We start from the raw sequence: 24,839 nt of genomic DNA on the forward strand, positions 1-24,839 counted from the left end.
CTTATCGAGAAGATTTTGTCTGAAATTGGCCTTCATGGGCCCATGAGTTTTGCGCGTTTCATGGAATTGGCCCTCTACGATGTTCAACACGGATATTATATGACCAAAAAGTTTGAAACTGATTTCTCCTCCTCAGACCGAATCGGATGGGGTGGGGATTATTTTACTGCACCCGAGCTCTCCCCCATTTTGGCGAAAACATTGGTTCGTCAGATTTTGGCTATCGATGACCAGTTAGGCCATCCCTCTCAGTTTACTTTTATGGAGATTGGTGCAGGGAACGGAACTTTTGCCTTCGATTTCATTCAAGAGTGCCGAACGATTGCTTCTGATTTCTTTCACCGCCTCTCTTATCAAATCATTGAGCGGAGTTCCCATCTCCAATCGCGTCAGGCAGCCAGGCTCAGCACCTTAGGGAGGGAGTGGGGGGAAAGTCACCTGAGTTGGAAGTCTGCCATAGAGGAGGTTGAAACGGATTCCATAACCGGAGTTGTCTTTTCCAACGAATTAGTTGATGCGTTACCTGTACACCGGGTCCGAATGGCTGACCAACGCCTTCATGAAATATGTGTGGCCTACCAAAGCGGGCGTTTTGTTGAATGTCTGGATCATCGTCTGTCTCCGGAATTGATCGAATACATCGAGACGCATAAGATAGCCTTGAGTGAAGGGCAAACCTCCGAACTCCATCTTGCCGCTGAACTTTGGATGAAGCACGTGGCTCGCCTTCTTCACCGCGGTATCGTCGTGACCGTCGACTATGGTCATACGCATCGTGATTATTATCGGTCCGACCGAAAGGACGGGACTTTCTTATGTTATCACCGCCATGCCATTTCGACCGATCCGTATGTAAGGGTTGGAGAGCAGGATATGACGGCTCACGTCAACTTTTCCGCGTTGGCAAGCGTTGGGATGACCAATGGGTTGGACCTCGTCGGATTGACGACTATGGCCAATTGGCTGATCGGGTTAGGAGTCGAAGAATTGGTGCGAGACCAAGATCAGGAGTCTGATGATATAAGGGCGTTAGCGCATTTATTACGTCCGCATGGTATGGGGACAACCTTTAAGGTTCTGGTTCAGCGAAAAGGGATGGAGGCTTTCGCCCTTCAAGGGTTGCGTTATCCGGCTTTTTTTGATGACGTGGTGTTCTCGAATTGAAGAAGGCGGAGAAGAAAAATGGTAAGCGGAATTAGGGTCGTGCGTATGACTCATTTTGGAATGAGAGTGATCTATGGGTAGTGAACCGGTTCCTTTTAATTATCTCCCCATCATCATCTTCATGGTTCTTGGGGCACTGTTTGGAGTCGGGTCCTTTGTCGTGGGGTGGTTTGTCCGGCCAAGCCGGCCCTATCGGGCGAAACTGCTTCCTTACGAAAGTGGCGCTCCGTTGTTTATGGACGCCAGGGTTCAGTTCCCCATGCGCTATTACATCATTGCCATGCTCTTTGTCATTTTTGATATTGAGGTGGTGTTCTTATTTCCTTGGGCGGTGGTGTTTAAAAAGCTTGGCCTTCTTGGCCTTGTTGAAATGGGAGTGTTTCTGGCCATTCTCATTGTGGGGTTTTGGTATGCCTGGAAAAAAGGTGCGTTAGATTGGGATTAAGAAAATAGTTCTTTTCTCCTGGAAAAAACCGGAGTCCACCCAGTACAATGGCACCCCCACCTTTTGGGGGTAGGCAACGAGCTTCATACAGAACATTGAGGTACCCACGATAATCTTATGGGGATGCTTGAACGACAGCTTGAACCGAATATTATTACGACCAACCTGGACTATTGTATTGCCTGGTGTCGGAAGTCAGCCCTTTGGCCGATGACCTTCGGGTTAGCCTGCTGTGCGATTGAAATGATCGCCTCGGTGTCTTCCAAGTATGACATCGATCGTTTTGGGGCCGGGGTGTTTCGTGCCTCACCACGTCAGTCCGATTTGATGATTGTGGCTGGGACGGTTTGTCGGAAAATGGCACCGGTGATCCGTCGAATTTATGATCAAATGGCGGAGCCCAGGTATGTGATATCCATGGGATCCTGCGCGACATCCGGAAATCATTATAATAGTTACAGTGTGGTTCAGGGTGTGGATCAAATAGTTCCTGTGGATGTCTATATCGCGGGTTGTCCTCCAAGACCTGAGGCACTCATGGATGGTCTCATCAAACTGCAAGAAAAAATTCAGAAAGAAAAATACTTCGTGAAATAGCTCTGGAAGTTGTGTAGACGGTCTTTCGATATTCCACGATTCAGCAGCAAATTTGATTTATGCATGCTTTTCTCGAATCTCTGGTCAACCGCTTTCCTCAAGCTGTGCTGACGGCGCAGCAGGATCCCGTGCGTTTGGATTTGTGGGCACAAGTGCAAGCCGAACATTGGCTGGAAATTGCGCAATTTCTCCATGACGATCCCGCGATGGCGTTGGATCATATTACCGATATCTGTTCGGCGGATTATCCTGATGCCCTCGAACGATTTGAAGTCATTTATCACTTTCTCTCCCTTTCCCATGGAACCCGCATCCGGATTAAAGCGCGCGTGACAGAGGATTATCCGGAGATCGCCTCGATCAGTGGGATCTGGAAAGGGGCCAATTTCCTGGAACGTGAAGTGTACGACTTGATGGGCATCCGCTTTACCGGGCATCCCGACCTTCGTCGAATTTTGATGCCTGATGATTATGATGAAGGGTATCCGTTACGAAAAGATTTTCCGGCCGAAGGGAAAGGGTGGAGGAGCCGGTTCGATTTTCTTCCCAGATTGGATGAACCGATCGGCGAATGGTCGGAATCCGAGGTGTCCGATGATCAACGCCATCAATTCATGGCGGATGATCATCCAGGTGACAGCAAACGCACGACGGAAATGCTTCTCAATATGGGTCCACAACATCCCAGTACGCATGGGGTGCTTCGAGTCGTGTTGGAGTTGGATGGTGAGCGGGTCAGCAAGGCCACGCCCGATCTTGGATATTTGCACCGGGGAGTGGAAAAACTGGCTGAAGGCCTGACGTATATGCAAATGGTCCCGCATACCGATCGCTTGGACTACGTCTGTGCCATGACCAATAACTATGCGTATGTGCGGGCCGTAGAAAAACTGATAGATATGACCGTTCCGGAACGGGCGGAATATGTGCGGACCATCGTTGCCGAAATGCAACGCATCATTGGTCATTTATTCTGGCTGGGAACACAGGCCCTGGATATTGGGGCGATGACCGTGTTCTTCTGGACCTTCCGGGAACGTGAAATCTTGTTGGATATGTTTGAGAAATTGTGTGGCGCTCGTCTGACATTGAATTATTATCGTATTGGAGGCGTGGATGCGGATCTCACCCCGGAAATTATTTCGTCTCTCCGGAGTTTTTTGAAAACGTTTCCTGACCACATTCGGGAATACGACACGCTCTTGCAAAAAAATAGGATTTGGGTCGCCCGCACAAAAGGCGTCGCTCTCCTTTCTGCGGAGGATGCCATTAATTTCGGATGCACAGGGCCGGTTCTGCGGGGGTCGGGAGTGTCTTATGATATTCGGAAGTTGGAGCCGTATGGCGTGTATGATCGTGTGGATTGGGAAGTGCCCCTTGGAAAAGACGGGGATACCTACGACCGGTATTGGATCAGAATGGAAGAAATGTGGCAAAGCGCCCGCATCATTGAACAATGCCTCAATCAAATGCCTGAGGGGCCGATCATGGCGGTCGATGCTCAAGCCATTCCGCCTCCCAAGCCAGAGGTGATGAGGGATATGCAAAGCCTGATTCATCATTTCATTATCTTTACGCAAGGGTTTAAGCCTCCGAAGGGCGAAACGTATTGTGCGACGGAGGTGCCTAAAGGTGAATTGGGATTTTTTATCATCAGTGACGGAAGTTCGCGTCCCTATCGGTTGAAAATCCGATCTCCTTCCTTTATTCATATGGGCGCCTTTGATCATATGGCCCGTGGCTATTTGATCTCGGATATCGTCACGATTTTCGGAACGTACGATATTGTGATGGGGGAATGCGATCGATAACATGGAGAATGGCGTGATGGAGGTAAGAGCGTACGGACACCATGGCCATTGGGCGCTGACTGCTCGCCCCAACTCACGAGTGTTCTATGCTATTTGAGCGATTCAAAAACGAAGTGGATGATATTCTATCCCGCTACCCCGTAAAGCGATCGGCGTTGTTGCCGTTATTGAACCTGGCGCAGCGGGAAGAGGGATTTGTGAGTGAATCGGCCATGCAGGAGATTGCCAAAATTTTGGGTTTGACTCCGGCACAAGTGTTTGAGACCGTCACGTTTTATACCATGTTCAATCTCAAGCCGATCGGGAAGTTTCATCTTCAAGTGTGCAAATCGCTTATGTGTGCGTTAGTCGGATCTGATGATGTGGTGGTATGGATCCAGAAAAAACTGGGCATTGCACAGGGTCAGACAACGGCAGATAACCTCTTTACCCTCAGCGTGGTGGAGTGCCTTGGGTCCTGTGGTACAGGTCCTATGATGCAAGTGAATGATGACTATTATGAGCAATTATCCGAGGAAAAGGTCGGTCGCGTCCTGGACGATTTGAAACGAGATGGAACCTGTTCGCTTAAAACAGGACCCTTCATGTATCCTCAGCCCCTTACTAAATGACAGAAGTCTTTTTCAGGGAATAGTCGTGGATAAGCGATTCATGGGTTATCAATAACTGCCCGTTCACGAAACAGTGTCTTTATGGCCACTTACGAAAAAATCTTATTGAAGAATATGGAACAACCGGGATACACCGGTTCGTTGGCCGACTATGAAGGGACCGGTGGGTACCAAGCTCTCCGGACCGTTCTCAAGGATATGCAGCCCGATCAGGTGATTGAGGTGGTAAAAAAGTCAGGTCTTCGCGGTCGTGGGGGAGCCGGGTTCCCCACCGGCGTGAAATGGGGGTTCATTCCGAAGAATCATCCTGGTCCGAAATATCTGTGCTGTAACGCGGATGAAAGCGAACCGGGGACATTTAAAGACCGGCAACTTATGGAACGTGATCCGCATCAAATGCTGGAAGGGATGGCCATTACCTGTTTCGCTATTGGCGCACAAACGGCTTACATCTACATTCGGGGAGAGTTTCGTCTCGGCGCAAAGATTCTGGAACAGGCTCTTCAGGAGGCCTATGCGGCCGGGTATCTGGGCGACAACATTCTCGGGAGCGGGTTGAGGATCAATATCTATGTTCACCTTGGTGCCGGAGCCTATATTTGTGGGGAAGAAACGGCACTTCTCGAATCGTTAGAGGGCAAACGGGGCATGCCTCGCTTTAAGCCGCCGTTTCCTGCGACGCATGGGTTGTATCAAAACCCCACTGTGGTGAATAACGTCGAGACGATGGCGAATATTCCTCATATTATCAATCGAGGGGGAGAGTGGTTTGCCTCGATTGGCTCTCCGCCGAAAAGTTGCGGAACGAGGGTGTTTTGTTTAAGCGGACATGTGAAGCGGCCTGGTAATTATGAGACGCCCATGGGCATCACCTTCCGTGAATTAATTTATGATTTGGGCGGGGGTATGCGATCGGATAAGCCCCTCAAGGCTTTTATCCCTGGGGGAGCATCAGCTCCATTTCTGACGCCTGATCATTTAGATGTGAAAATGGATTTTGAGTCAGTGGCTTTAGCGGGGTCTATGCTGGGATCCGGCGGTGTCACGGTGATGGAAGAAGGCACGAATATGGTTTGGGCCGCTCTGCGATTGATGGAATTTTTCTATCATGAATCGTGTGGAAAATGTACCCCCTGCCGGGAAGGAACTTCCTGGCTGGTTCAGACTCTTCAGCGGATCTGGAACAAACGAGGTCGTCCTGAAGATATTGGGGTCCTTGATGAACTCTGCGGAAATATCCCTGGCCGGACGGTCTGCGCGTTTGGTGATGCGGCCGTATCTCCCATTGTGAGCACGCTGCACCATTGGCGTGGGGAATATGAGGCTCTTATTCGTGAGGCTCAAGAGACAATGCCTCGCAACAAGGAAATTCCAGTTTTGACGCATTGAGTGTAATCAAAATGGCAACAACTCCAACTCCAACCCCAGACATGATTTCGCTGACGATCGATGGAAAATCGGCAACGGTTGCCAAAGGGACGCTGGTCATTGAGGCTGCGCGGCAGGTTGGCGTTATGGTGCCGCACTTTTGCTATCACCCGAAACTGACCCCAGACGCTAATTGCCGGATGTGTTTAGTGGAAATTGAAAAAATGCCCCGGTTGCAAACCTCCTGTAGTACCCAAGTGGCGGAGGGCATGGTGGTGAAATCGGCTTCATCCTCGGTGGTGCAGGACGCCCGTAAATCGGTGTTGGATTTTATTTTGGCCAATCACCCGTTGGATTGTCCCGTCTGCGATCAAGGCGGGCGCTGCGATCTTCAGGACTTTTCCCATGAATACACTGCGACGACCAGCGGATTTAAGGAACTCAAACGGGTCTTTCCGAAGGATTATTTCAGTCCGCTGATTGAAACGCAGATGAACCGGTGTGTCCAATGTTTGCGATGCGTGCGCTATTGTGATCAGGTCATGGATGTGAAAGCCTTGGCGCCTGTGGGACGCGGCACCATGACGGAAATTAAAGCCTTCGGGGCCCATGAACTGGATTGTGAGTTTTGTGGTGGATGTATCCAGATTTGTCCGGTCGGAGCCATTACCAGTCGAGTCTCTATGTATGAATTTCGTCCATGGATGCTAAAGCGGACTGAATCTGTTTGTGGTTATTGTGGAGATGGGTGCCAAATTACCTTTCAAACCAAGAGTAATGACTTAATCGAAGTGAATTCCACTCACGGGGCCGGACGAAATAATGGTGACCTCTGTGCCCGAGGCTACTTTGGCTATCATGTCAGCGTTCATCCAGATCGCCTGACCTCACCCCTCATTCGTCAAGGGAATGATTTTCAGTCGGTGCAATGGGAAGAGGCCCTGGAGTTGGTTGGACAACGATTATTGGAGATCAAAGCCAAGTACGGTCCCGATGCAATTGGCGGATTAATTACGGGACGATGTACGAATGAAGATATCTATGTTTTTCAGAAATTCATGCGCGGCGTGGTGGGGACCAACCGGATTGATAGTAGTGTGCGGTATGGCCACCTGAATGCGGTGCATGCCATGCAACGAGTGCAAGGCACTCATCGTTGGGCCGTGAACTTTGACGATATTCTATCCGCAGATACCCTCTTACTTGTCGGGACCAATATTACCGAAACCAATCCTATTACAGGGTTGAAGGTCAAAGAAGCGGTGAAGCGGCGAGGGGCGAAGCTCATCACCATTGAAGCGTTGGAACCTGCTATTGGGAGCATCAGCAATATTGTGAATCTGGCCCACCATCATCTGGGCGTCAAACCGACCGCCTATGCCGTGGCGGTTTTGGGCATGCTGAAAGCTGTGGTTGATCAGGAAATGGTGGATTCGGAACTTCAGGCCAACGCCGAGTCTTATGTCAACGACATGACTGCCAGACTGAAAGCCTTATCCTGGGATGCGATTCACGCGCAAACCGGATTGGCTTCGGATATGTTTACGCAGGCTGCCCAGGTGTTTGCCAAAGGACAGAAGGTCGTGATTCTTGTCGGACCGGGAGTCCTGCGATCGGTGGGTGGATTCGGAATGACCATGAATTTGTTGGACCTGTTATTGGTCACGGGAAAACTCACTAAACCCGGCTGTGGCCTTGCTCCCCTGGCAGAAGAAAATAATGATCAAGGAGCCTTCGAAATGGGGGGAACAGGGTCGGTATTGCCTGGTGGACAATCCCTCGGTGACCCGGATGTGCGGACACGCCTGGCGCAAGCGTGGGGTCGGCCAATTCCCGACACACCAGGCTCATCACTCCCACAGATGATTGAAGATGCGCAACACGGCAAACTCAAAGCCCTGTTTGTGGTTGGTGAAAATCCCCTGGCCTCCTTGCCTCCGTCCTCGGGCATTCATTCGGCATTGGAGAAGCTTGAGTTCCTGGTGTGTCAGGAATTGTTTCTCACCGAAACGGCCCAGCAAGCTCATGTCGTTCTGCCAGCCTGTTCCTATGCCGAAAAGGACGGAACGTTTACCAACACGGAAGGGCATATTCAGTCAGTACGAAAAGCCATTGATCTGGTTGGGGAAAGTCGGCCGGACTGGGAAGTGTTTTCCGCGCTGTCGGTGATGATGAATGATCCGATGGAATATGGAGACGTCAAGGACATTGGCAAAGAAATACACAATCTCCTCCCTGGTACGCGTACCTTGGGCCCTGCCCCCTTGCCCGCTCAACCTGATTCCAAGGCCATCTCCCGATATCTCAAGACCGATTATCAGCTGGATTTTGCCACGCGGTATCAATTGCCGACAGAGGATGCCGCTGCTGGTGCGGAAGACATGATCTTGCAGATTTCGCAATCCTTGTTTCATTCCGGGAAATTTTCGCGAAAGGCCAAAGGCTTACTGCAAGTTGAAGCGAACGGCAAACTCTATCTGCATCCGGAAGACGCCGCGCGACGTGGTATTGGTGAAGGGGACATCGTGAAGGTGAGCAATCGTTTGGGTGAGGTGAGCACCTCGGTCGGGCTTCGTGAGCGAATCCCGCAGGGAGTCGTGATGTTTCCCGAGCATTTTGATGAGGAGGTCCGCCGTCTCTTGTCCTATAGTGTTGATTCGGAAACGCAGGTGCCGTATTGCAAGGCGACTCGCGTTCGTGTTGAAAAAGTGGTGGGAACATGAGGCGGTTCTCAGCATGTGGGTCGGTATATAGAGGAGAGGAGTGAATTCGGCATGGATACGGGAATTCGATTTGCCTTAACGTTAAGCCAGATTGGCGTGGTGATGGTGGCGGTGCTTCTGACTGTCGCAGCACTCACCCTCCTGGAACGGAAGGTATTGGGTTGGATGCAGGATCGGATGGGGCCCATGGAAGTCGGGCCTTATGGCATCTTGCAACCGGTCGCCGACGGCTTAAAGCTCTTTTTCAAAGAAGACATCATCCCGGCCGGAGCGAATAAGTTCATGTTTAGCATGGCGCCGGTGTTGTCATTAGTTCCTGCCCTCATCGGATTCGCGGTGATTCCATTTGGCCCGGATTGGACGGTTGATGTCGGCGGCGTCAACTTTAAACCGTTTGTGATTACCGACATCAATGTTGGCGTTCTCTATATTCTGGCGTTTGCTTCAATCGGGGCATACGGCATTATTTTGGGCGGGTGGTCATCAAACAGTAAGTATTCCCTTCTGGGAGGCCTGCGGTCTGCGGCCCAGTTGATTAGTTACGAATTGAATGTGGGGCTTTCAATTGTCGGCGTGTTGCTCCTTTCAAGCTCCTTGAGTCTCGTGACGATTACCAATGCGCAGGCCGGAGGATTTTGGAACTGGTACTTTTTCGGAGGAGGGGGGTTCCCTCAAGCCCTGGCGTTCATCGTGTTTATTATTTCTGCAGTAGCGGAAACGAATCGGACCCCGTTTGATTTGCCGGAAGCGGAAAGTGAGTTAGTGGCCGGATTCTTTACGGAATATAGCGGCATGCGATTCGCATTCTTCTTTCTCGCCGAATACGGCAATATGATTTTGGTGTCTTGCGTGGCCACTGTCTTGTTTTTTGGTGGCTGGCATCCTCCCTATCCAGGCACTCTTATGGAGTACATCGGGGTGGGCCATCTCCTCTGGATTGAGGGCATCATGTGGTTTGTCCTCAAAGTGGCGTTTTTCCTCTTTTTCTTTTTTTGGATCCGGGCCACATTACCGCGATTACGATATGACCAGCTCATGCGATTCGGGTGGAAGGTCCTGCTTCCCATCGCGTTGGCTAATATTGTGGTGACGTCGATTGTTGCATTTCTTTTTCCTGGGAGCTAAGAAGGTTGAATGGTATGAAACTCAAGGAGTGGGTCAAAACGCTTCTATTTTATGAGATTGCGTTAGGGATGAAGGCCACCTTATCCCATTTCCTTCATTATAAGCCGATCACCTTACAATACCCGCACGAGAAGAAACAGTTACCGTCCAACTATCGCGGCATGTTGGCGTTGCTGCGCTACGATGATGGAACGGAAAAGTGCGTGGGATGTGATTTATGTGAGGCGGCTTGTCCCTCCCGTGTCATCCGTGTGGTGAGTGCCGAGGTACCGGGAGAACCCACGAAGCGGTATTCCAAGGAATATTACATGGACATGACCCGATGCTTGTTTTGCGGGTTGTGCGTGAAGGCATGTCCGGTTGATGCGTTGGGCATGACTCAGGAGTATGAATGGGCGGTCTATGATAAGCGTCAGCTTCAATTAAATAAGGAGCAGCTTCTGGCTATTGGCGATCGCAACTTTCCAGTTCGGGAAAAGCGACTCGAATTTCAACATCCCAATGTGGCCTATTTTAACGTCGGGTTTAAAGAGATTCCGCAAAAAGAATTGTAGTCGTTATGGCCTGGCGGTGCACTCGGTCCACATGCCGGCCAAAGAATATCGCCAAAAATTTTGAATGAACCGGTGATGGGAACGATAGTTTTTTTCTATTTTGCCAGTGTGATTGTGGTAACGGCGGCTCTCGTCGTGGCCCTGAGGAGTCCGGTGTTCAGTGCTCTGGCGCTCCTGGTCATGTTCTTTCACGTCGCCGGGCTTTTTGTCACGTTGCATGCGGAATTCCTGGCCGTGATTCAAATCCTGGTGTATGCGGGCGCCATTCTGGTGCTCTATCTTTTTGTGGTGATGTTGCTCAATTTGAAGGGTGAGGTACATTTTCACCACCAATTGACCGTAGGCCTCTTTCTGGGATGTATGGTCTTTGCAGAGGCGGTCCTGCTGGTGGTGAAAGGTGAATCCTCATTGGGTGCGAACCTCCCTGATCCGAGAGAACCGGCCCATTTGACTCAGGGCAATACGGAATCGATCGGTGAGCTCCTGTATTCCACGTATCTATTTCCATTTGAAATCGCGTCTCTCATTCTCTTGGTGGCGATGGTAGGTGCGGTTATCCTCACCAAAAAGGGGATATTGGAGGCCAAGGGTTAATGGACGTTCCAGTGAGCTACTACCTTGTGCTGAGCGGAATCGTATTCTCAATCGGTTTGGTGGGAGTACTCATTCGTCGTAATATCATCATCATTTTATTATCCATTGAGTTGATGTTGAATGCCACAAATATTAATTTTGTGGCCTTTTCTTCCTATTTGGGTAATCTTTCCGGACAGGTGTTCGTGTTTTTTGCGCTTACCGTGGCTGCTGCGGAGGTTGCGGTGGGGCTGGCGATTATCATCGCGCTCTATCGGCATTCGTCCAGTACCAACATTGACGACTTCCGGTTGCTGAAATGGTAAGGCGATGCTCTACGCCTTAATTCCTCTCCTCCCACTCCTGGCCTTTGTCATCCTCGGGCTGTTCGGCCATTGGATCAAAGACCGAAGCCATTGGGTGGCCGTGCCTGCCGTCCTAGGGTCGTTCCTTCTTTCCATCATGGCGCTTGTCGACGTGTCGGGTGGTCAGACGCTTCAGATACCTCTCTATACGTGGGCGGATTCGGGAAATCTTCATATTGCCTTAGGGTTATTCATCGATCAGCTCACGGTCGCGATGTTGTTGCTTGTCACCATTGTGAGTTCGCTAGTCCATGTCTATACGATTGGCTACATGCATGGAGAGCCTGGCTACGCCAGATTTTTTAGCAATATCGCGCTCTTTACCTTTTCGATGTTGATGTTGGTGATGTCCGATAATTTCCTTCAACTGTTTGTTTTTTGGGAAGCCGTGGGTCTTTGCTCCTACCTGTTAATCGGCCATTGGTATGAGCGCGAGTCAGCCAGGGCATCGGCCACCAAAGCGTTTCTGGTGAATCGAGTCGGGGACTTCGGATTCATGTTGGGTATTCTGCTGGTCTTTATCACCTTCGGCAGTTTGCACTATCAGGAGGTGTTTCCTCAGTTGGATCAAAAGTCTGGTGACCTGGTGAATCTTCTTGGTTCTGTCGGAGGTCATTGGGAAATATCGGTGATGACCTTGATCTGCCTGTTGTTATTCGTTGGGGCGGTTGGAAAATCTGCTCAAGTGCCTCTACATGTGTGGTTGCCGGATGCAATGGAGGGTCCCACTCCGATATCAGCACTCATCCATGCCGCGACAATGGTGACAGCAGGAGTCTTTATGGTTGCCAGATTTGCTCCGTTATTTAACCTTTCTCCCGTGGCTATGGATGTGGTGGCAGTGGTGGGTGGAGCCACGATGTTTATTGGCGCGACCATCGCGTTGACGCAAACCGATATCAAACGGGTTGTGGCCTATTCCACGCTCAGTCAACTCGGCTACATGATGATGGCTTGTGGGCTGGGTGGCTATATTGCCGGAATGTATCATCTTCTGACCCATGGTGCATTTAAGGCCTTGTTATTCCTCGGGTGTGGGTCGGTGATTATTGCTCTTCATCATGAACAAGATATGAAACATATGGGTGGACTCAAGGATAAGCTGCCCGTGACGTATTGGACCTTTCTCATTGGGGCTCTGGCGCTGTCCGGTTTTCCTCTCACTGCGGGATATTTCAGTAAAGATGAATTACTCCTGGCTGCCTGGATGGCTAGTGGCCTTGGTAAAGTTCTGGCCGTCTTAGGATTGCTGACGGCTCTCATGACGGCTTTTTACAGTTTTCGATTGGTGTTTGTGACATTTTGGGGAGAATCCCGAGTGGATCCTCACCATGCCAAGCATGTGCATGAACCGTCAAAAGCGATGACGTTTCCTCTTCTGATTCTTGCCGTGCTGAGTATTCTCGCAGGGTACATCGGAATTCCAGAATTTTTGGCTCCCGCATTTCCCGCTGCCGAGGGTGGTGGAGGTCATCACGAAGGATCTGCGTCCATGGGCATTATGGTGACGGCTACCGCAATGGGCCTGTTAGGGATTGCGGGCGCCTATTGGGTCTATGTCAAGTCGCCGGGCTTGCCGGACCGTTTGGCAAATCAGTGGCGATCGCTGTATCAGTTCTCTTTGAATAAATGGTTTGTGGATGAAGCCTATGACCGGACCGTGGTCATGCCAACATTGAATCTTGCGGATCGGTTATGGAAACGGGTGGATATTGCGGTGATTGATGGTGCGGTCAATGGAGTGGCGCGAGCCGTGGCCTGGGGAGGATGGGTGACGCGAAGACTTCAAAGCGGACAAGCACAGAATTATGCGCTGGCCATGACTGTCGGCGCGGCGGTTATTTTAGGTGCGATGATCTTTTATTAGTATGTATGGCCGAGCGTATGATGGGATTTTCGTGATGGTTCAACAGACACCCGTATGGCAGGAGATCTTTCAATCGTGACTGAGATGATCATTCCCACAGGAGGGATTCCCTGGCTCACGATCGTGCTGATCCTCCCGCTGCTCGGAGTGGTCGCGGTCTTGCTCGCTCACGAGGCACTTTCACGGGCTATTGCGTTGACGGTCTCCATTTTGACCTTGCTGGTCTCATTGCCTCTGTGGGTTGCGTTCGACAATGCTCAGGCAGGCATGCAATTTGTGGAAAAGCATCTTTGGATCGATTCTCCCGCCATTCATTATTCACTGGGTGTGGATGGGATCAGCATGCCGCTTGTCCTCTTAACCACCTTTCTCACTCCTCTTTGTATCCTTGTCTCCTGGACGTCGGTTCAAACCAGAATGAAAGAATTCCTGATCAGTCTGTTGGTGATGGAGACCGCGACGATCGGCGTGTTTGCGGCTTTGGATTTTGTGCTGTTTTATGTGTTTTGGGAAACCATGCTGATTCCCATGTATCTCCTGATTGGCGTCTGGGGTGGGCCGAACCGGGTCTATGCGGCGATCAAGTTTTTCCTGTATACCCTGGCCGGGAGTATCTTGCTCCTGGTAGCGATTCTGGTGCTGTTTTTTGAAGGTGGGCGAACCTTTGATATTTTGGCCTTAACGCACGCGTCCTATGCTCCTGGGTTGCAATCCCTCTTGTTCTGGGCCTTCTTTGCCGCGTTTGCGGTGAAAGTCCCCATGTTTCCTTTTCATACGTGGCTCCCTGACGCCCATGTTGAAGCCCCCACTGCCGGGAGCATCATTCTCGCAAGTGTCTTGCTCAAGATGGGAACCTATGGGTTTTTACGATTTTCCTTGCCCATGTTGCCTGATGCCTCGGTTGCGTATACCCCCTTCATCATGACCCTGTCGGTCATCGCCATTATTTATGGCGCCTATATGGCGTTAGCGCAATCGGACCTCAAGAAACTTATTGCCTATTCCAGTGTCAGTCACATGGGGTTTGTCACCCTGGGAATCTTTGCGTTAAATGCCCAGGGTATTGAAGGTGCAATCCTTCAGATGATCAACCATGGCATTACGACCGGCGCGCTCTTTATGTGTGTGGGCATCATTTACGAACGGACGCATAGCCGACAAATTACCGATAATGGCGGGTTGGCGAACGCAATGCCCAAATACGCAACATTTTTTGTGATTTTTGCGTTGTCGTCGGTTGGCCTTCCAGGCATGAACAGTTTTGTCGGAGAATTTTTAGTCCTGGTTGGCACCTTTGCCTGGAGCAAACTGACAGGTACTCTCGCGGCTTTGGGGATTATTTTGGCTGCCGCCTATATTTTGTATTTGGTGCAACGGATGATCTATGGGCCGGCCTCTCCGCAGATGCTCCCCAAATTAACTGATTTGAATGTCCGTGAATTCGGCATGCTGGTTCCGTTGGTGGTGTTGGTATTTTGGATCGGACTCTATCCGAAACCCTTGTTGGATGTGATGCATGTGAGCGTGGAGCGGGTCATCGCGTCTCAATCCACATCAGTCGTGGTTCAGGGGGGGGGAGATGGCCGAGGTCACACCCTGGCGATGACGGCCGAGCCATCCCGGCATCGGCTCATCATGAAGGGTGATGTTGCCCCATGACGCTTCCTCTCGCCGATCTTGTTCTCATTCTTCCTGAATTGCTCATTGTGGGCATGGCCTGTCTGATTCTCGTTCTTGATCCCATTACGCCTGCACACAAAAAAGATCTCCTGGCCTGGATGAGTCTCGGCATTCTGGTAGTCGGCAGCGTGGTGACGGTGACCGGGTTTGGTGACCGGGTGATGGCCTTCAGTGATTTAGTGGTCGTGGATTCGTATGCCGTATTTTGGAAAATGTTGCTGTATCTTGTGAGTGGTCTGACCATTTTACTGTCAATGGGGTACCTCAAAGAGGAAAAGATCCAACTTGCGGAATACTACGCATTTGTCCTGTTGGCCTTGACCGGCATGATGGTGATGGTATCGGGGGCTGATTTGCTCACGATCTATCTGGGAATCGAACTGATGTCGATTACCCTCTATATTATGGCCGGGTTCAAGCGATTTGAGCTGCGGTCAATCGAATCTTCGGCTAAATATTTTGTGTTGGGAGCCTTTTCCTCAGGAATTTTGCTCTATGGGATTTCGATTATTTTCGGTGTCACTGGAAGTACGCGGCTGGTGGAAATCGCAGCGGTGGTTAATGGGCGCGGGATCGATGACCCGTTGGTTTTTATTTCGCTCATGCTGCTGATCGTGGGATTTGGATTTAAAGTTGCGGCAGTGCCTTTTCATATGTGGACGCCTGATGTGTATGAAGGGGCCCCGACGTCTGTGACGGCGTTTATGGCGGTGGCTTCCAAGGCGGCCAGCTTTGCCGCGTTCCTTCGTGTTCTTCTGGAAGCCTTCGGTGGAATCAAACCGGATTGGAATCTGTTGATCCTGGTTATCTGTATTATCACGGTGGCCCTTGGCAATCTTGTGGCCATTGTTCAGACCAACGTGAAACGGATGCTGGCCTATTCCAGCATTGCCCATGCGGGTTATGCATTGATTGGTGTCGTGGTCGCCGGGTGGGCCGGGATAGAAGGGGCGGTTTCGTCTCAGGGCGTTTCGAGCCTGATGCTCTATCTGGCCATTTATTCGTTTATGACGATAGGGGCATTTTCCATGGTGGCCATTTTGCGGAAGGGTGGCCTCGAAGGCGAGGAAATAGAAGACTTCACCGGATTGGCCAAGCGACATAAGGGTGGCGCGTTTCTCATGTTGGTGTTTATGGTGTCGTTGGCGGGTATTCCTCCCACCGCCGGGTTCATTGGGAAGCTGTATCTTTTCATGGCGGCGGTTAATGCCGGGTTGGCATGGCTGGCAATCATTGGATTAATCTTTGCCGCCATTTCAGCTTTTTTCTATTTGCGCATTGTCATGGTGATGTATATGCGTGAGCCATCTTCCGAACAGGAATTGCATACGCGATTGGTCCTTTCTCCCCAGGTATCGTTTGTGTTGGCCTGCGCCGTTGCCGGTGTGGTTTTGCTCGGGATCTTTCCAGGTCCGCTGGTTTCGGTTGCAGAACTTTCCTCTCTCTCCCTGAAATAACTCTCGGTTGTACTAATCAACTTCTGTCTTTCGGTTTGTTGTCGGGCCGACAAGATTAGTCCGTTTGACCGAAACCTAATACGACAACTCCGATCATCATTAAGACTGCACCGACTAACCGCTCCCATACGTATTTTTCCTTCAAAAATAAATATCCCCACATGACGGCGAAGAGAATACTCGATCGCTTTATGGCGATGACAGAAGGAACCGGTCCCAGACTGAGAGCGGTATTGTGAACGAGGAGGCCTATGGTCTGAAAGAGGCCGACGAGCAAAAGGATGCTGAGAGTGGTCCGGCGAGGAGCGGCAATATTCTGTGCCGGCAGGAATCGTAGCAAGAACACAAATCCGATCGTCATCACGCTGGAAATGGAGAGGCTCCAAAAGAGAGGAGAGGAATTCTGCACGCCGATTTTGTCAAAATTCGACGTGAGGCTATATATGAACGCCACGGAAAGCATTCGCCTTGGACCCGGTTCCCGGAAGATTGCCAACAATGGCGCAAGGAGACCATGGTGTATTGACTGAATGTGTAGGACATACGCTCCCCCCACAATACAGAAGATGCCCACGATATCCTGTGTCGTTGGGATATCCCCGACCAGGAAAGGTGAGGTGATCAATAAAAAAAGAGGAGTAAAGGAAACGAAGGGAATGGCCAGGGACAGATCAGAACTTTGTAAGGCCCTCATGAATTGGAACAGGGCCATGATATTCAATGTTCCTCCAATGAGCAGTGCCCACCCATACCTGGGGCCCAGCAAAGGGACTGAATTCGTGAACAGTACAATGCTCAGAAGTATGGGAATGGGAGTCGCACCAGCGGCTAAAGCCACCAGTTGAGGGGAGACGGATCGCAATCCCCGCTTACTCAGTAGGTCTTTCAGGGATTCGCTGAGTGCCGCCAACAGAGCAAGGTATATCCAACTCATGCAGGGAATACCGATTTCGACTTTTCATCACCAGGAAATTTTTTGATAGCTGTTCGGTGACTGGATCCTCTCCCGGAAGCGGAAATTTCTGGATTTTCCAAGGTATGTTTTAGATCCTCGCAATCGTTTAAGTGGACTTTTGTTAAATGTACAAACAAGAGAAAAATGGACTCTGGAGACTCCAAAAATCCGGTTTGCACAATCTAAGATTTCCTAACGTTTCAGAAATAAGAAGAGAAAGACTCCCAGGACTTAGGACAATGAGTTTAATTACAGGATAGACGCTTGATTCATGAATTCGATGAGACATTTGTAAGTGTTTGCCGGATCAGCAGAACTAGGTTTTTCCCACCTTTTCCCGTGGGCGACCCAATGCCTATAACTGCAGAGACGTTGGACGTTATTGTAAGTAGGTGTTGAAACCTGGCTCTCATATTGTTTGATGGCATCGTTCAGGCCGCTATAACCATCTTTGCTCGATGCTTTTATTGGCAGGGGTGTTACGAGATGGTAGAAAACTAGTTTCTCAAATCCGGAGAGTAGGGAAAGGATCGTGGAATCAGACTGCTCTTCTTTGCTAAAAGCAAGAAGTTCCTGAGCCTCATTCGGAGATTTACCGAAGAAGATCGTATTGTGGAATGTTTTTCCTTTTGTTGATTTGGCAAGTAAGTCGCCAACTATATTCAGGCAATCAATGGAGGCCTGATAAGCGTGGAGGATTGCTTCAAGATCATTCACGCTAGAACGCGTTTGAGGAGATCAGTAAAGATTGTTTCAGTTAATTCACGGAATTCAGATGGTCTCGTTCCAGACCCATGTACCCACTTGTCCTGGTCAGCCAGGTATAGGAACATAAAAGTTCCTTTTGTAGTCACCATATCTACTCGACCATCTGCGCCAATTATTGTTGCACCAATTGGCTTTAAAATAATTGTTTTGTGATCCACTTTCAGTGTTAGGCGAGGAACCTGCATTGTGCCAAGGCTTTCTTCAATATGATTTACCTGCTGAATGCTTATCTCGATCAAATTTTCCTTTTCCGCTTCTGCAAGCCATGATCGAATTTTTTTAAACAGCTTGTCCAGAGCCGATAGCCATACTTTTTGGCGTTGTGCGCGCTCTTCAGGATTCTCAGCTGCTTTTTGTTTTCGGAGGAATTCACTTAAGGTTTCCATTCAAATACTCCCAATATATTTATACCACTTTATACAACCAAAATCCAAAACAAGGTCACACCCCTTAAATTAAGAAAAATCAGGGAAATAATACGTGCTTGCAGATGTTGTGCTGAGCACGATTTCTGATCTGAGATTGCTTTAGCAATCACTGCAAGAATGGGAGTTAGAGGTGTGTGGACAGTGCTGGAAGACTTCCTGTAGAGCCGCATACAGTTGACCGAATGTGGCAGACGTGGAGCTGTGGAGTGGTTGGGAGGGAAGAGAGCAGGTGGCTCCACGTGACAGCAGATAGTGAGTCAGCTTCCGTTGGCCGGAGAGAGCGGCGGAATGGAGGGGCGTGATGCCAATGGCATTGGTGGCATCGATCGGCGCGCCGGAATCCAGAAGTAGGCGAGTCATGTCGGCATCTCCGGTTTGTGCGGCGATGTGCAGCGCAGTCCAGCCTTCCTTAAATGAGGATTGGACCGTTGCGCCGCGAGCTAACAGAAAAGCCGCCATCCGGTGGTGATGCTCTTGCACGGCAATGTGGAGGGGCGTGATGTTTCCTTCAAAGCCATCTACGGGCGCACCGTGCTGGAGGAGGAGATCGGCGATATCCACATGTCCTCCCTTCGCGGCGAAATGGAGAGGTGTCCATTCAGACTGATAAATCGCCTCAGGGTCTGCTCCTTTTTGTAACAGAAGACGAGTAATCGTAAATTGCCCGGATCTTGCGGAAAAATGGAGAGGCGTCGCTCCTTGTGGTGTGCGCAGATTGACATCGGATCCTTGAACGACCAGCTTCTGAACCAGGGGCAAATTCCGATTTTGGATGGCTTGAAGAAGATCGGGTTCTTGGGAAAAGGAGAAGGTGTTCCACTCTGACGCCAATGCATAGGACAGAAGAATGCCAATACCTATCACCACATATTTGACTACGGTGAATTCACGCGACGGCGGCATGAGAGAAAGATTTCCTTGCTTGAAAGATGAATGGAAACGGCATCAGGAGTCGCCCAATGTGCATTAAGATGTAGCGAACGTCAAAGTGGCTGCCTACGCCATTCCCCATTTGAAGGGGTGCGTTTCCCACGCTCTTTTTGTGGTGCTTGTGGATTGCGTGGGGAATCTATGCTGCAAAAATTACAAGTGATTTTTGGAAATCCTGAAAGAGCTGAGTAGGTCAGATCCAGTATTCACGAATGGGTAGGGGTACGGACAACGCTGTCAATTCTTGACGAACAAAAAAAACAGGGATTTGAGGAAGTGGGGAAGAGAGGAGCTATGGATTATGAGGATACGGCGGGTGAGACAGGAGCGCGGAATCTATGAGGCTGCGCTTGTTAAAGCAGAGTCCTTTGTCGGCTGTTCTGTGTCATCCTGGTCCGATCCCATCTGAAGACACGCGAGCTGGTCGGCTTGTAGTATGAGTCCATTCAAAACCTTGTGCCAATGTGTTGCCGTATCTAAGGATTTTTCAAAGAGAATGCCCCCTTCTTTGGTTTCCATATTGAGGAAATTCACAACATGGAACGGTTCGTCTTCATCGTGAATCCACACCATGAGGTCGATACGCTGGTTGTCCTTTTGGGAAGGGGAATTCTGCCAACTTTTGATGAGTCTTTCCGCGTTTGGGTGCATGAGTTCTTGAAATGAAATGAGAGATTTTGGGAAAGTTCGTAACGTTTCCCTAAGGACTTCTCCATTTTTCACTAAGAACGAACCGACCAGGCTTGAAATATGAATCAATCGTGGAGGGACAGCAGCACTATGTAACAGGCAAATTTTGAGCGTTTGGTCGTTGACAGCAATGCCTCCAACGCCATCGGTACCCATGAACATTTGTGATGGAATGAAGCTCGTGCCCTGGATCCGGGTTTCTTCTTTTTTATTTTTCGTTTTAGGGCTCAGGCTTACTGTGAGCATAATGGCACCGAGTGCAAGATATACCACCAACACCATGAACATCAGGGCGAAATCCATCGATGAATCCTTATGACTGTGAGAGTTCTTACCGTGCTGTTAACAGATCGAAACGGGATATGACTCGTGAGTATGGTGAAATTTTGCTTGTCGCCTTAAGCCACAGGTGGCGTTCCCCGGCCAGAATATGGGAGAACATGCAGCGATCCCCTGGTACTCATGGCTCTCCTTTTCGCGTACCATGTGATGAGAAAATTTTTTATCGAAACCAAAAAGACAGAGGGGGTGTCCAAAATGATGGTACTGCCATTATTTCGAACCGGCTTTCAATATGTTATTTCGGCAGAATCGGAATTTGGCTTTATGGGTGTATGAAGAAATATGTTGTGGATGAAAATAAGCCTCTTCCTAATGCGAGGTTTAAAAGAAAATGAGGGTGCTGAAACATCAAAACTTCGAGATTCGCAAAAGAAAATCTCGCTGGTGTGGACTAGGGGAACGAGCAGAAATAGGGTGCTGGTCCTTGGGGCATGATCTTCAGGATTCGTTGAAGTTCCTCAGGTCATTTGCTAAGCTGACTTTCCTTTTTTACCCATCAACGAAGACGCGTGGCAGGAGAACACATGGCAAAATTGGGAAAGGCGCTGATTAGCGTATCCGATAAAACCGGTCTAGAGAAAATGGCCAAGGGGTTGGCGGCACTTGATGCGGATATTTTGTCGACAGGTGGAACCGCCAAGATGCTCCGGGACGCTGGCGTTGCCGTGACCGAGGTGGCAGATTACACCGGGTTTCCTGAAATCTTGAACGGACGGGTGAAAACGTTACATCCGAAGATTCATGGTGGGTTATTGGGGCGGCGTTCGGTGGATGCCCATGTGCGACAAATGCAAGAGCAGGGAATTGAGCCCATTGATGTCGTGATCGTCAATCTCTACCCATTTGAAGCGACCATTGCGAAGCCTGGCTGTACGTTTGAAGAAGCCATTGAAAACATTGATATCGGAGGACCGTCCATGCTCCGATCGGCGGCCAAGAACCATGAAGATGTCCTGGTGGTGGTCGATCCTCAGGATTATGAGCGGGTCTTGGAGGCCTTGCAGTCGGGAACGGTCTCGTTAGGCTTGCGACGCGAGTTAGCCAAAAAGGTCTTTGACCATACCGCCAGGTATGACAGCCTGATCGCCAATTATCTCACCTCCAAGTTAGCCGACACCTCAGAGCAAAAATTCCCTTCGTTGTTGTGTCTGTCGTATGAAAAGATCGAAGATCTAAGGTATGGAGAGAATCCGCATCAGGCCGGTGCGGTATACCGGGACCGGCAGACTAAAGAAGCCTCGCTTTGTCAGGCCAAGCAACTTCATGGCAAAGCCATGTCCTACAATAATTACTTGGATGCGAATGCGGCATTGGAACTGGTGAAGGAGTTTGATGAAACGGCGGTCGTCATCGTCAAACACAATAATCCCTGCGGGGTCGCCATCGGGGATATGCCGGTGGAAGCCTATGTCCGGGCGCGAGAAACGGATCCGGTCTCCGCTTTTGGCGGGGTCATTGCCTGTAATCGAAACGTCGATCTGGCCATGGCCAAAGAAATCACCTCTACGTTTGTGGAGGTATTGATTGCGCCGGCATTTTCGGAAGAGGCCCTGGCTGAACTTCAACGGAAAAAAGACTTGAGGTTGTTAGCGGTGGGTGCGTTGGAAAGTGCTCAACGGGATGGGTTGGACATGAAAAAAATTGTGGGCGGGATCTTAGTGCAGGACCGTGATCTTGGGTCGTTGCGTGAGATGGGTGAATTATCCATGCCTAGTGAACGGCAGCCGACTGACTATGAGTATCAAGCCTGCGATTTTGCATGGAAAGTCTGCAAGCACGTCAAGTCCAATGCTATTGTCTTTGCCACGCAGACTCAAACCGTCGGCATTGGCGCCGGCCAAATGAGCCGGGTTGATTCGGTGAAACTGGCTCAAATGAAAGCGAATCTTCCCATCAAAGGGTGCGTGATGGCTTCCGATGCCTTTTTCCCATTTCGTGATGGCATTGATGCCGCCGCAAGCGCAGGGATTACTGCCGTAATTCAGCCAGGAGGGTCTATTCGGGATAAGGAGATCATCCAAGCCGTTGATGAGCATAAGATGGCCATGATTATGACGGGCATGCGCCACTTCCGTCATTAACAGATCCAACCTCGACATTTTTCACCATCTTCTGTAGTCATTTGTTCTCACTTGGCAGGTGCTTTATTCTGTTGTTTCGTCTCTTTTCGGCTTTCTGGATTCGTGATGAAATGGTGGTGGAAGCGATCATCAGGGCATAGCCTAGGTAAAAGTAAGCAGGCTGGGGCAATGTTCCTGACCTCCATATGTTGAAGGGATGACGGGAGGCACAAATTTTTCCGGTGAACATATTAATCATAGGCAACGGTGGCCGTGAGCATGCTCTGGCATGGAAGCTTGCCCAATCGCCACGTGTGGGGAAACTCTTTTGTGCCCCTGGCAACGCGGGGATCGCCCAGGTAGCCGAATGTGTGCCACTTCAGGTCGATGACATTGAAGGGCTTAAGCACTTTGCCCAAACCCACGAGATCAACCTCACGGTGGTCGGACCCGAGCTGCCGCTCTCCCTCGGCATCGCCGACGAATTCCGAAAATCGCACTTACGGATTTTTGGCCCCACTCGGAATGCGGCTCTTATTGAATCCAGCAAATCGTTTGCCAAAGAACTCATGGTGCGGGAAAACATTCCCACCCCTTCTTCCCGCACGTTTGACCAGCTGGAGCCCGCTTTAACCTGGCTCGAATCATGCCCGCTCCCGGTCGTCGTGAAAGCCGATGGCCTGGCGCAGGGGAAGGGGGTCATCATTTGTGCGACCAGGGCGGATGCCCGTGAAGCGGTTCGCAGCATGTTGGAAGAGCAGCGATTTGGAGTCGCCGGCGCTCGTGTGGTGCTGGAAGAATTTCTTGAAGGAGAAGAACTCACCGTTATGGCTTTTGCCGATGGTCGAACGGTCATCCCTATGATCCCCGCCCAGGATCATAAGCGAATCGGTGAAGGGGATACGGGTCTGAATACCGGAGGAATGGGGGCCTATGCGCCGGCTCCATTGGGAACACCGGAACTCCGTCAGCGTATTCTTGATGAAGTGCTGTCTCCGGCGGTCACCGGGTTGTCCCGGGTGGGGAGTCCATTTTACGGCGTGTTATACGCGGGGATTATGGTGAAGGATGGCAAACCCTATGTATTGGAATTTAACGCCCGCTTTGGCGATCCCGAAACCCAGGTGGTCCTGCCACTCTTAAAAACAGATTTATTGGATGTGCTTGAAGCCGTGGTCGAACATCGTTTGGACCAACTGCATGTGGAGTGGCACAACCAGGCAGCGGTGTGCGTGGTGTTGACCTCCGGCGGATACCCCGGGTCCTACCAAACGGGATTGCCGATTACCGGCCTGCCGGAAAAAGAGTCGAAGTCGGTCATGGTGTTTCACGCCGGGACCTCCTATGCCAATGAAAAGATTGTCACGAATGGCGGGAGGGTTCTAGGGGTAACCGGGATTGATTCGACCCTGGCCGGAGCCAGAGATCATGCCCATCAGGTACTCGCCCCGATTCAGTTTGAAGGCCGGTATTTCCGTTCAGACATCGGCCACCGCGTGCTGCAGGTTCCATCCTGATTCAAGGCCCCTCTGTCGTGGCCACCGTTCTCCCACTCAATTCCCTTCCATCGCCTCAACTGATTCATCAGGTTGCGCAATGTCTTCAGGATGGGGGAGTCCTGGCTGTGCCGACCGACAGCTTTTACGCGCTGTCGGTGAGTCCCTTCAATGACATGGCATTAGAGCGGCTGATGCACATCAAAGGGGAACGAAACCACAAACCCTTTCCCGTGTTAGTGGGTGACCCGTCCCAACTGAATCAATTGACGGAAGATATCCCCGATGTCGCTCGAACACTCATGGAAGAGTTCTGGCCGGGTTTGCTCACGTTGGTATTGCAGGCTCATTCTACTTTGTCTCCCATTCTGACCGGCGGACAGGGAACCATTGGCATCCGACAACCGAATGATCCACGAGTCTGCGAACTCATGACGCACACCGGTCCGCTCACCGGCACTAGCGCCAATCGAAGCGGGCAGCTGCCGGCGCAATCCGCGGAAGATGTGATGCAACAATTAGGGGAAGTGGTTGATTTAATTGTCGATGGTGGCCCTGCGCCGGGTGGCCAACCCTCCACGGTGCTACAAGTCGAACCAGAACTCCGCATTATTCGCCAGGGAGCTATTTCTCGAGATCGACTCCAACAATTTCTGTCTGCTAGTTCTATGCAACTTTCCTAATTAAAACTGAACTTTCCCGTGTTTTGTGGACACCTGGTTAAGCCGCGAGAGCCCTTTCCTCAAACTCAGCTGGCGTCTGATAGCCAAGAACAGAATGGCGTCGCTGCCGGTTGTAAAAGACTTCGATATAGTCAAAAATCTCCGCTC

At 50.4% G+C, this 24,839-nt stretch carries 23 protein-coding genes; 17 read left to right on the plus strand and 6 right to left on the minus strand.

The window, feature by feature from the left end; genetic code table 11:
- The first annotated feature begins 15 nt into the window (after positions 1-15).
- The 14 genes from ACTRXD_RS08430 to ACTRXD_RS08495 all read left to right on the plus strand — a co-directional run bounded on the left by ACTRXD_RS08430 (position 16) and on the right by ACTRXD_RS08495 (position 16,340).
- On the plus strand, positions 16-1,164 hold the full coding sequence (locus tag ACTRXD_RS08430) for a class I SAM-dependent methyltransferase (protein ID WP_442431385.1): 1,149 nt from the start codon (positions 16-18) through the stop codon (positions 1,162-1,164).
- Positions 1,165-1,237: 73 nt separating this feature from the next.
- Positions 1,238-1,609 carry an NADH-quinone oxidoreductase subunit A gene (locus tag ACTRXD_RS08435; protein WP_442431386.1) on the plus strand — a complete coding sequence of 124 codons (372 nt, stop codon included), beginning with the start codon at positions 1,238-1,240 and terminating at the stop codon, positions 1,607-1,609.
- Positions 1,610-1,726: 117 nt separating this feature from the next.
- Positions 1,727-2,206, plus strand: coding sequence for an NADH-quinone oxidoreductase subunit B (locus tag ACTRXD_RS08440; RefSeq protein WP_312646695.1), 480 nt, complete (start codon positions 1,727-1,729; stop codon positions 2,204-2,206).
- Between the two features lie 59 nt (positions 2,207-2,265).
- A complete protein-coding gene (gene nuoD, locus ACTRXD_RS08445; RefSeq protein WP_442431387.1) occupies positions 2,266-4,017 on the plus strand; it encodes an NADH dehydrogenase (quinone) subunit D in 1,752 nt (583 codons plus the stop codon).
- Between the two features lie 86 nt (positions 4,018-4,103).
- Positions 4,104-4,628, plus strand: coding sequence for a complex I 24 kDa subunit family protein (locus ACTRXD_RS08450; RefSeq protein WP_442431388.1), 525 nt, complete (start codon positions 4,104-4,106; stop codon positions 4,626-4,628).
- Between the two features lie 81 nt (positions 4,629-4,709).
- Positions 4,710-6,017 (plus strand): NADH-quinone oxidoreductase subunit NuoF, encoded by a 1,308-nt coding sequence (nuoF, locus tag ACTRXD_RS08455; RefSeq protein ID WP_442431389.1) that lies wholly within the window; start codon positions 4,710-4,712, stop codon positions 6,015-6,017.
- A gap of 11 nt (positions 6,018-6,028) precedes the next feature.
- Positions 6,029-8,719: an NADH-quinone oxidoreductase subunit NuoG gene (nuoG, locus tag ACTRXD_RS08460; protein ID WP_442431390.1), complete on the plus strand. Its 2,691-nt coding sequence runs from the start codon at positions 6,029-6,031 to the stop codon at positions 8,717-8,719.
- Positions 8,720-8,770: 51 nt separating this feature from the next.
- A complete protein-coding gene (nuoH, locus tag ACTRXD_RS08465; RefSeq protein ID WP_442431391.1) occupies positions 8,771-9,844 on the plus strand; it encodes an NADH-quinone oxidoreductase subunit NuoH in 1,074 nt (357 codons plus the stop codon).
- 14 nt (positions 9,845-9,858) lie between these two features.
- Positions 9,859-10,398: an NADH-quinone oxidoreductase subunit NuoI gene (nuoI, locus tag ACTRXD_RS08470; RefSeq protein WP_442431392.1), complete on the plus strand. Its 540-nt coding sequence runs from the start codon at positions 9,859-9,861 to the stop codon at positions 10,396-10,398.
- Positions 10,399-10,473: 75 nt separating this feature from the next.
- Positions 10,474-10,992, plus strand: a complete 519-nt coding sequence (locus ACTRXD_RS08475) for an NADH-quinone oxidoreductase subunit J (protein WP_442431393.1) — start codon at positions 10,474-10,476, stop codon at positions 10,990-10,992.
- Positions 10,992-11,297: an NADH-quinone oxidoreductase subunit NuoK gene (nuoK, locus tag ACTRXD_RS08480; protein WP_312744846.1), complete on the plus strand. Its 306-nt coding sequence runs from the start codon at positions 10,992-10,994 to the stop codon at positions 11,295-11,297. Before ACTRXD_RS08475 ends, nuoK begins: the two co-directional genes overlap by 1 nt.
- Before the next feature lie 4 nt (positions 11,298-11,301).
- Positions 11,302-13,203, plus strand: a complete 1,902-nt coding sequence (nuoL, locus tag ACTRXD_RS08485) for an NADH-quinone oxidoreductase subunit L (protein ID WP_442431394.1) — start codon at positions 11,302-11,304, stop codon at positions 13,201-13,203.
- 84 nt (positions 13,204-13,287) lie between these two features.
- The gene (locus tag ACTRXD_RS08490; RefSeq protein ID WP_442431408.1) at positions 13,288-14,862 is read left to right on the plus strand and encodes an NADH-quinone oxidoreductase subunit M; all 1,575 of its coding nucleotides are present in this window, start codon (positions 13,288-13,290) and stop codon (positions 14,860-14,862) included.
- Positions 14,859-16,340 (plus strand): NADH-quinone oxidoreductase subunit N, encoded by a 1,482-nt coding sequence (locus ACTRXD_RS08495; protein WP_442431395.1) that lies wholly within the window; start codon positions 14,859-14,861, stop codon positions 16,338-16,340. Before ACTRXD_RS08490 ends, ACTRXD_RS08495 begins: the two co-directional genes overlap by 4 nt.
- A 55-nt stretch (positions 16,341-16,395) precedes the next feature.
- Here ACTRXD_RS08495 and ACTRXD_RS08500 read toward each other — a convergent pair whose 3' ends face one another.
- The 5 genes from ACTRXD_RS08500 to ACTRXD_RS08520 all read right to left on the minus strand — a co-directional run bounded on the left by ACTRXD_RS08500 (position 16,396) and on the right by ACTRXD_RS08520 (position 20,414).
- The gene (locus ACTRXD_RS08500; RefSeq protein ID WP_442431396.1) at positions 16,396-17,274 is read right to left on the minus strand and encodes an EamA family transporter; all 879 of its coding nucleotides are present in this window, start codon (positions 17,272-17,274) and stop codon (positions 16,396-16,398) included.
- A 270-nt stretch (positions 17,275-17,544) separates the two neighbouring features.
- Positions 17,545-18,012: a hypothetical protein gene (locus ACTRXD_RS08505; RefSeq protein ID WP_442431397.1), complete on the minus strand. Its 468-nt coding sequence runs from the start codon at positions 18,010-18,012 to the stop codon at positions 17,545-17,547.
- Positions 18,009-18,449, minus strand: coding sequence for a hypothetical protein (locus ACTRXD_RS08510; protein ID WP_442431398.1), 441 nt, complete (start codon positions 18,447-18,449; stop codon positions 18,009-18,011). Before ACTRXD_RS08510 ends, ACTRXD_RS08505 begins: the two co-directional genes overlap by 4 nt.
- A gap of 141 nt (positions 18,450-18,590) precedes the next feature.
- The gene (locus tag ACTRXD_RS08515; protein ID WP_442431399.1) at positions 18,591-19,394 is read right to left on the minus strand and encodes an ankyrin repeat domain-containing protein; all 804 of its coding nucleotides are present in this window, start codon (positions 19,392-19,394) and stop codon (positions 18,591-18,593) included.
- 363 nt (positions 19,395-19,757) lie between these two features.
- Complete coding sequence (locus tag ACTRXD_RS08520; protein WP_442431400.1) at positions 19,758-20,414, minus strand: hypothetical protein; 657 nt, start codon at positions 20,412-20,414, stop codon at positions 19,758-19,760.
- Between the two features lie 563 nt (positions 20,415-20,977).
- Here ACTRXD_RS08520 and purH point away from each other — a divergent pair.
- The 3 genes from purH to ACTRXD_RS08535 all read left to right on the plus strand — a co-directional run bounded on the left by purH (position 20,978) and on the right by ACTRXD_RS08535 (position 24,692).
- Positions 20,978-22,534, plus strand: a complete 1,557-nt coding sequence (purH, locus tag ACTRXD_RS08525) for a bifunctional phosphoribosylaminoimidazolecarboxamide formyltransferase/IMP cyclohydrolase (RefSeq protein ID WP_442431401.1) — start codon at positions 20,978-20,980, stop codon at positions 22,532-22,534.
- 221 nt (positions 22,535-22,755) lie between these two features.
- A complete protein-coding gene (gene purD / locus ACTRXD_RS08530) occupies positions 22,756-24,030 on the plus strand; it encodes a phosphoribosylamine--glycine ligase (protein ID WP_442431402.1) in 1,275 nt (424 codons plus the stop codon).
- A 17-nt stretch (positions 24,031-24,047) separates the two neighbouring features.
- Positions 24,048-24,692 carry an L-threonylcarbamoyladenylate synthase gene (locus tag ACTRXD_RS08535; protein ID WP_442431403.1) on the plus strand — a complete coding sequence of 215 codons (645 nt, stop codon included), beginning with the start codon at positions 24,048-24,050 and terminating at the stop codon, positions 24,690-24,692.
- 37 nt (positions 24,693-24,729) lie between these two features.
- On the opposite strand, the gene ACTRXD_RS08540 is transcribed toward ACTRXD_RS08535, so the two are convergent.
- On the minus strand, positions 24,730-24,839 hold a 110-nt coding region (locus tag ACTRXD_RS08540; RefSeq protein ID WP_442429882.1), incomplete at its 5' end, for an IS3 family transposase.

Origin of the sequence: Nitrospira sp. T9 (assembly GCF_052156535.1) — a bacterium.
Classification (GTDB): domain Bacteria; phylum Nitrospirota; class Nitrospiria; order Nitrospirales; family UBA8639; genus Nitrospira_E.

Bases quoted from the DNA above. Each gene is read 5' to 3' on its own strand.
- ACTRXD_RS08435 (WP_442431386.1), top strand. From the start codon at position 1,238: ATGGGTAGTGAACCGGTTCCTTTTAATTATCTCCCCATCATCATCTTC.
- ACTRXD_RS08440 (WP_312646695.1), top strand. From the start codon at position 1,727: ATGGGGATGCTTGAACGACAGCTTGAACCGAATATTATTACGACCAAC.
- nuoD (WP_442431387.1), top strand. From the start codon at position 2,266: ATGCATGCTTTTCTCGAATCTCTGGTCAACCGCTTTCCTCAAGCTGTG.
- ACTRXD_RS08450 (WP_442431388.1), top strand. From the start codon at position 4,104: ATGCTATTTGAGCGATTCAAAAACGAAGTGGATGATATTCTATCCCGC.
- nuoF (WP_442431389.1), top strand. From the start codon at position 4,710: ATGGCCACTTACGAAAAAATCTTATTGAAGAATATGGAACAACCGGGA.
- nuoG (WP_442431390.1), top strand. From the start codon at position 6,029: ATGGCAACAACTCCAACTCCAACCCCAGACATGATTTCGCTGACGATC.
- nuoH (WP_442431391.1), top strand. From the start codon at position 8,771: ATGGATACGGGAATTCGATTTGCCTTAACGTTAAGCCAGATTGGCGTG.
- nuoI (WP_442431392.1), top strand. From the start codon at position 9,859: ATGAAACTCAAGGAGTGGGTCAAAACGCTTCTATTTTATGAGATTGCG.
- ACTRXD_RS08475 (WP_442431393.1), top strand. From the start codon at position 10,474: ATGGGAACGATAGTTTTTTTCTATTTTGCCAGTGTGATTGTGGTAACG.
- nuoK (WP_312744846.1), top strand. From the start codon at position 10,992: ATGGACGTTCCAGTGAGCTACTACCTTGTGCTGAGCGGAATCGTATTC.
- nuoL (WP_442431394.1), top strand. From the start codon at position 11,302: ATGCTCTACGCCTTAATTCCTCTCCTCCCACTCCTGGCCTTTGTCATC.
- ACTRXD_RS08490 (WP_442431408.1), top strand. From the start codon at position 13,288: ATGATCATTCCCACAGGAGGGATTCCCTGGCTCACGATCGTGCTGATC.
- ACTRXD_RS08495 (WP_442431395.1), top strand. From the start codon at position 14,859: ATGACGCTTCCTCTCGCCGATCTTGTTCTCATTCTTCCTGAATTGCTC.
- ACTRXD_RS08500 (WP_442431396.1), bottom strand. From the start codon at position 17,274: ATGAGTTGGATATACCTTGCTCTGTTGGCGGCACTCAGCGAATCCCTG.
- ACTRXD_RS08510 (WP_442431398.1), bottom strand. From the start codon at position 18,449: ATGGAAACCTTAAGTGAATTCCTCCGAAAACAAAAAGCAGCTGAGAAT.
- ACTRXD_RS08515 (WP_442431399.1), bottom strand. From the start codon at position 19,394: ATGCCGCCGTCGCGTGAATTCACCGTAGTCAAATATGTGGTGATAGGT.
- ACTRXD_RS08520 (WP_442431400.1), bottom strand. From the start codon at position 20,414: ATGGATTTCGCCCTGATGTTCATGGTGTTGGTGGTATATCTTGCACTC.
- purH (WP_442431401.1), top strand. From the start codon at position 20,978: ATGGCAAAATTGGGAAAGGCGCTGATTAGCGTATCCGATAAAACCGGT.